The sequence below is a fragment of the Erythrobacter donghaensis genome (genome assembly GCF_001557325.1).
Lineage (GTDB): Bacteria > Pseudomonadota > Alphaproteobacteria > Sphingomonadales > Sphingomonadaceae > Erythrobacter > Erythrobacter donghaensis_B.
On the sequence record NZ_LSJS01000228.1, the window covers coordinates 1 to 5,505 of the forward strand.

General features: G+C 59.2%; 6 protein-coding genes. 5 read left to right on the top strand and 1 reads right to left on the bottom strand.

Translation table 11 applies throughout. The features are described from left to right. Positions 1 to 4 precede the first annotated feature (4 nt). Positions 5 to 349, bottom strand: a complete 345-nt coding sequence (locus AX692_RS14040) for a hypothetical protein (RefSeq protein WP_073976138.1) — start codon at positions 347 to 349, stop codon at positions 5 to 7. 350 nt (positions 350 to 699) lie between these two features. On the opposite strand from AX692_RS14040, the gene AX692_RS14045 reads away from it, so the two are divergent. The 5 genes from AX692_RS14045 to AX692_RS14060 all read left to right on the top strand — a co-directional run bounded on the left by AX692_RS14045 (position 700) and on the right by AX692_RS14060 (position 5,453). Further along, entirely contained in the window at positions 700 to 1,161 is a 462-nt protein-coding gene (locus AX692_RS14045) for a hypothetical protein (RefSeq protein WP_073976139.1), read from the top strand. Positions 1,162 to 1,230: 69 nt separating this feature from the next. Continuing rightward, positions 1,231 to 1,446 carry an AlpA family phage regulatory protein gene (locus AX692_RS19155; RefSeq protein ID WP_155646324.1) on the top strand — a complete coding sequence of 72 codons (216 nt, stop codon included), beginning with the start codon at positions 1,231 to 1,233 and terminating at the stop codon, positions 1,444 to 1,446. A 379-nt stretch (positions 1,447 to 1,825) separates the two neighbouring features. Further along, positions 1,826 to 3,526: an SIR2 family protein gene (locus AX692_RS14050; RefSeq protein WP_155646323.1), complete on the top strand. Its 1,701-nt coding sequence runs from the start codon at positions 1,826 to 1,828 to the stop codon at positions 3,524 to 3,526. Continuing rightward, a complete protein-coding gene (locus AX692_RS14055) occupies positions 3,523 to 4,110 on the top strand; it encodes a hypothetical protein (RefSeq protein ID WP_073976141.1) in 588 nt (195 codons plus the stop codon). The genes AX692_RS14050 and AX692_RS14055 overlap by 4 nt, the downstream gene beginning before the upstream one ends. Continuing rightward, positions 4,107 to 5,453: an AAA family ATPase gene (locus AX692_RS14060; protein ID WP_073976142.1), complete on the top strand. Its 1,347-nt coding sequence runs from the start codon at positions 4,107 to 4,109 to the stop codon at positions 5,451 to 5,453. Before AX692_RS14055 ends, AX692_RS14060 begins: the two co-directional genes overlap by 4 nt. Positions 5,454 to 5,505: the final 52 nt, after the last annotated feature.

Sequence of the window (5,505 nt, forward strand, 5' to 3'; positions counted from 1 at the left end):
GCGTTCAGATGACCGCGGTCACGACCGAGGTGACGATCGGAACACCGGTGCCGACACCGATGCCGACGCCTACCGGAACGGCGACCTGGCCGAGCGAAAAGCGCCCGGATGCCAGACCGATCAGGCCGCCAGCAAGGCTGAGAACCGTGATGATCTTGCCGCCCGAACCTTCGAGAAAGTCGGTGAACTTGGTGAGGGCAGGGGTGAAGGTCGTGTCAGCGCCGGCATAGGCGGCGCTTGCCGCAAGCGCCGCGACTGCGACCGGAATGGCAATGTTGAGGGCACTGCCAAGGTGCTTTGGGCCGAGACCCGTGACGCCGACGCGCCGGGGGAGGGTGAGAGACTGCATGTGAAGCTCCGGTTGGAGGGGTGGTCACAGCGTCCTTGCGTTCGCTGTGTGTTCCACATGCATCTAGGAAATGTTCGTAGGAAAGAGTTGTGTTCTGGTCTCCGCTGGAGGCGGACAGATGCGGACACATCTTTTCCTGCCCGACGATCAAAACCGACGATAATGTCGCTAAATCAGTCTTTATGTGTCGGCAAGTACCGTCACCCTAGCCGCGATTCGGCGACGACTCGGATAGAGGAACTGATTCGCCTTTAAACGAGATGTTCCGTCTATGTTCTTTTCATTTTCCTACATGGCATGCTTCGCGATATGCCTGCGAGTCGCACCATTGCAGAACCTAGGAGACAGCCATGCACCATCCAACCGCCGCCGCCAGACCCGCCAATGAAAGCCTGGCTCGCGTGCTTGCCCATGCGATCGATGCCGCTGACAAACCTCGCCACAGGATTGCCAATGAAAGCGGGATGCATCGCGAAACCCTGCTTCGCGTTGCGCGTGGTGAGCGGCCCATCGGGCTCGACGAGGCAGCTCGTGTGCTTGCCGCCTGTGGAGCTCACCCGCGAGCTAGCATGATCCTCGCTCTCGCCGGGCAGGAAGATCTCGCTTGCGAGTGGATGCATGGCGAGATGGGTGAATTTCTCGAAGAGTTCTTCACCAGCCTGCCCGTCCATCTGCAGCGGACCCTCGGCCGCCGGATTGACGATCTGCGGCCTCGGTGGGCGGGCGGCACGGCGCAGCTCGTGGCGCGAATGCTTGCCAAGCACATCGATGATTTTGTGGGCCGCGACATCGCGATGTCGCTTTCCCGGTAATCTCCAGAGTCGGAGGGGTCCGAACCCAAGCGAATGAGATCAGCAATGCCGCTTTCAACTCAAGATGACATGCGCCCCCCTCAACCATCCGACACATTGCCGCCGGCTCGGCTTCTACGCCTGCCGGAAGTCATCGCGCGTGTCGGGCTACGCCGCTCCGCCATTTACCAGCGCATGAGTGAAGGGCGATTTCCAAGGTCGAGATCGCTCGGCCCCAAATGCGCTGTTTGGGTTGAAGCCGAAATTGACGAGTGGATCCGCGAAGTATCGCGAATTTCAAACTGACTTCATTGGGGTCTATCACATGGAGACCTTCGCCGATTGGCAGATTTTGCCAGCCTGAGAAAAACTGACAGATTTGGGCCAGATCATGACATGTGGTGTCGTTAAACGACCAACAGCTATTTCTGGAGCTTCCGCCAGCTCACATGGTCTAACCTTTGAGCAATCCTGCCTATGTCGATCGCCAAGCGCCGTCAGATGGGCCTTGCTTGAGAACCATTGGTTCCAAACAAAGGACGAGAGGTCACGTCTGCGGTCGTCGCGGGAGCAAGGTCTGCCTCCTGCAATGAACGATCGCACTATCCACACGGGTGCAAGAATTGGTAGGCTAGCGGCTCTGCGATGCAATAACATCGCCGCTAGGGCTTGGGGGGAATCGCGTTTGACGCTTGCTGCATCTATTTCGATCAAAGATACGCTGGTGCTTCTCGATGGCCAATATTCCGGCCTCGCAACCGGTATTGCCCAAGGTTCTTACGCGCTTTGGCTTGGCTCGGGCATCTCTAGAGACCGAGTTATCGGCCTCGATGGCGTGCTGGCGAAACTGATTGAGTTCTTGCGAAGCAAGGTCACGGCGAACGCAGATTGTTGTTACCGCGTCGCTCTTAACAAGATCATCGACATGGCCGCCCCTGATGCGACTGAACTTGCACAGATCGACTTTAACGTCCCCAGCGACCAGTGGGCTTGCATCAAAGCCATTCTCGGCCGGCTCTGGGGCCAATATTCTGCAGTCCTGTCGGTCGAGCTTCCCGACGAACCATTGGACTACCTCTTGTGGAATGGCCTGGATTTCCCCGCGACTTTCGCGGCGCAACAAGCCGATGCCGAGCATCTAGCAGTAGGCATGCTGGCACTTGAGGGGGCCGTTACCGATCTGGCGACCGCAAATTGGGATGGGCTCCTTGAAGCCGCAATGAAGGAACTCGGATACGACGAGACCTTCTACAGGATCACAGTGACCGGCCAGGATCTTCGCAATCCGGCTGCGGCGGCAAAACTCTACAAATTTCACGGCTGCGCTTTGAGGGCGATTGCCGAAGAAGGTACATATCGCCCTCTCCTTATCGCGCGTTCAGCCCAAATTACCGGGTGGAACACCGATAATAGGTTCACTATCGTTCGCGATCAACTTCATGCTCTCGTTCAAGCGAAGCGCACCCTGATGATCGGGATGTCCGCGCAAGATGAGAACATCAAGCACCTTTTCGCGAAGGTAAATCAGCAAAACGGGTGGAAATGGACGGACGCGCCAACACCAATCGTCTTTTCTGCCGACAAGATCGGTGATGACCAGCGCGATCTACTCATCGTTGTTTATGGCCAGCAGGAGTACGAGGCGCATCGGGATGCTATCTGCAACGAAGCACGTCTACAGGCATATGCCAAGCCGCTGCTATTGGCACTCGTCCTGCACGTGCTCGCTGCCAAGCTTGAGGTGCTCGCCAACGACGCCCATGCTCCGAATCTCGATGCGGCCGCCCGGACAGCGATTTCAACGGGAATCAAGGTATTGCGCGACCGTGTCGCCGACGCCGGCAATGGTGATCGCCTTGGCCTTGCACGAGCAATTGCGGCGGTTTTGGCCAGGGCGCGGCATCAATTGCAGGACGGTACGAGCGCCGCCGGGGGCCAACGCTATTTTCCGTTGGACGACCAACCTGCGCATCTCATGCAAGGCAAGCCCGCGCTCAAAAGTTCCGGCCAACGGGAGGCGGCCGTCGCGCTCGGGCTGGTTGGCCTCGAAGAGGCTACCGCCTGGACGAGTTCCGTGGACGATCCCGAAGACCCTCGATCGGGGGCACTCCGCCTAACATCGTCCGGCGCGAGCGCTCGCGTGTTCCTCGCCGCCAACGACGATAACATCACCAATCTCTTGGACTGCGGAGCATTTGATGAAGCAGATAGCGATGCGGTCGTGATATGTTCTGGACGCGTCGCTGAGCGGCAGCAACGAAGCCCAAGCGGAGATCGAAGAGACGGCTCTCTTGGCCCGCGTTACATCGCCCTTGGCCCGATGCTGTCGGAGGCAGCAGATATCGATGACCTCCGTGATCGCTTTCGCGGGGAGGTCGGGCTGTGAGCACGAGTGATCGCGTCGTCGACATCCTCACCCAAGAGGGCGGCTACAAGCCACTGCCGAAGCCGTTCAAAGTGGGCTCGCAATCGTTCGATTTCACCTACGCTCTCGTCGCTGGCGAGCGAGCCAATGACCTCGTGATCGTCATCGAGCTGCGAGGAGATACAGCCGACGAGGCTGTCGTTCGCAAAGTCTTGGCGCTCACTCGCGCGCTCGACGTCCAGCGCTCGAAACGGCCGGTCACGGCCGTGCTGACATCGGGGCAACCGCGCTCGGAGACGGTCCAATCGATAAGCCGGGTTTGCCGTGTCCTTCCCGTCGGCGCGCCGGCAGGGCCTGATGCGGTCGGTGCTGTCCGCGACTGGCTATCCGTCCTTCTGCCGCTGACACAGCCTCCGGCCGTCGACACCTTGCTCGATTGGGAAGGCGATCTGCGCACAGTCACTCCAGATACTGCCAAGGGTTCGTTGATGGATGCCCTCGTGGCGGCGGCACCTCACGGGAAAGCCGCTGTCGAAGCAGTGCTAACGAATGATATTACCGCCAGCGTCAAGGCGATCCTAGATGACGAAGGAGACGGGCAATGACCGGTCCGCGGCTCAAGAGCCTGATCATCGAGAATTTCCGGAGTCTGCGCGGCAAGGTCGTTATCCCGCTCGATGCTCAGGTTGTGCTCGTTCACGGCACGAACGGCATGGGCAAGACCAGCGTGCTGTCCGCCCTGGAGCTGGGCCTCACGGGGAAAATTGCCCATCTCGCGGCGGATGGAGAAGGCTACAAATCGTATTTGACCACGTTGGATTCCGGTGGTGGTTCGATTTCGCTCGCGACCTCAGCACCGCATTGCGAAGGCGGACGTACGGAAGGCACCCTGAAGTTTAACGACGGGACATTTACGCCAACGCCATTGCTCGATGCGCGTGATGCTCGCTTCTTCGCGGAGCGTTGCTATCTGCCCCAGGCGACCCTGGGCCGCCTGCTCGAAATCTATGATGATCAGAAGACCGACAGCACGTCGCCTTTGACGCTGTTCGTGAAGGAACTTCTCGGGCTCGATCCGTTAGACGCATTGGTTGATGGCCTGGACCCGGCGTTTAATGTGACTCGAGTCCGCCGGATCGCGCCCGACTACCGCCGTGCGGAAATGTTGAAAACATCGTTGCAGGAGCAAATCGGTAAGTCTGATCGCTCCATCGCTGCGGCGAAAACGGAGGCTGAGGCCCGTCGCGCCAGAATCAACGAAATCTTGGGCAACCTTGGCGGCAACGCTCCACTGATCGTTACGGATGAGACCGATCTCAGCGCGATGCGAGCTGACATTCGATTGGCGCATGACGGAGATCGCGGCCTTAGCGATCTTAGTCGGCAACGTTCCGAACTGCGGGGATTGCTTGAGCGGTGGCAATCGCTTCCCTCGGGAGAGGCTAGCCGTGACGTTGCTGCAAAGGAGCGAGCCGATCAAGCTGCGTCGAATTTATTCATAGCGTGGCGAGCGGACGAGCGAACGGGGAACGCGCTGGATCGAGCGATTGATGCTGCGCGATCGGCCTTTTCAGATGTTCCTTCGCTGGACGATGGGCCAGAGAAGGCCCGAAGCGAAGCTTTGCGGCGCGCGGCGGGTGAAGAAACACGTTTGGAATCGCTCCTCGCCACACACACAGCGGCCACTGAAAACGTGGAGAAACTGAACGCCGTCGTGCAGCGCGCCACGAGCCGCATTGAGGAATTGAACAAGGACCTGGCCGGTTCCGCGGAAGATGCGAGATCGCTCGCGACCGCGCTGGCCGGCGTCGTTCCGCATATTCACGGCGACACCTGCCCTGTCTGCGATCGTGATTTTGCCCAACAGGATGTCGGACCACTTTCTTCACACATAGCAGCCAAGATCGCGTCTCTCACCAGCGAGGCCGGTCGTTTGCAGGCCCTTTGAAGCGGCCCCCGAATTCCCCGGACAGGACCTCACACTTATGTAAGAGTGAGGA

Excerpts from the sequence above, each read along its gene's own strand:
- AX692_RS14040 (WP_073976138.1), bottom strand. The coding sequence starts at position 349 with ATGCAGTCTCTCACCCTCCCCCGGCGCGTCGGCGTCACGGGTCTCGGC.
- AX692_RS14045 (WP_073976139.1), top strand. The coding sequence starts at position 700 with ATGCACCATCCAACCGCCGCCGCCAGACCCGCCAATGAAAGCCTGGCT.
- AX692_RS19155 (WP_155646324.1), top strand. The coding sequence starts at position 1,231 with ATGCGCCCCCCTCAACCATCCGACACATTGCCGCCGGCTCGGCTTCTA.
- AX692_RS14060 (WP_073976142.1), top strand. The coding sequence starts at position 4,107 with ATGACCGGTCCGCGGCTCAAGAGCCTGATCATCGAGAATTTCCGGAGT.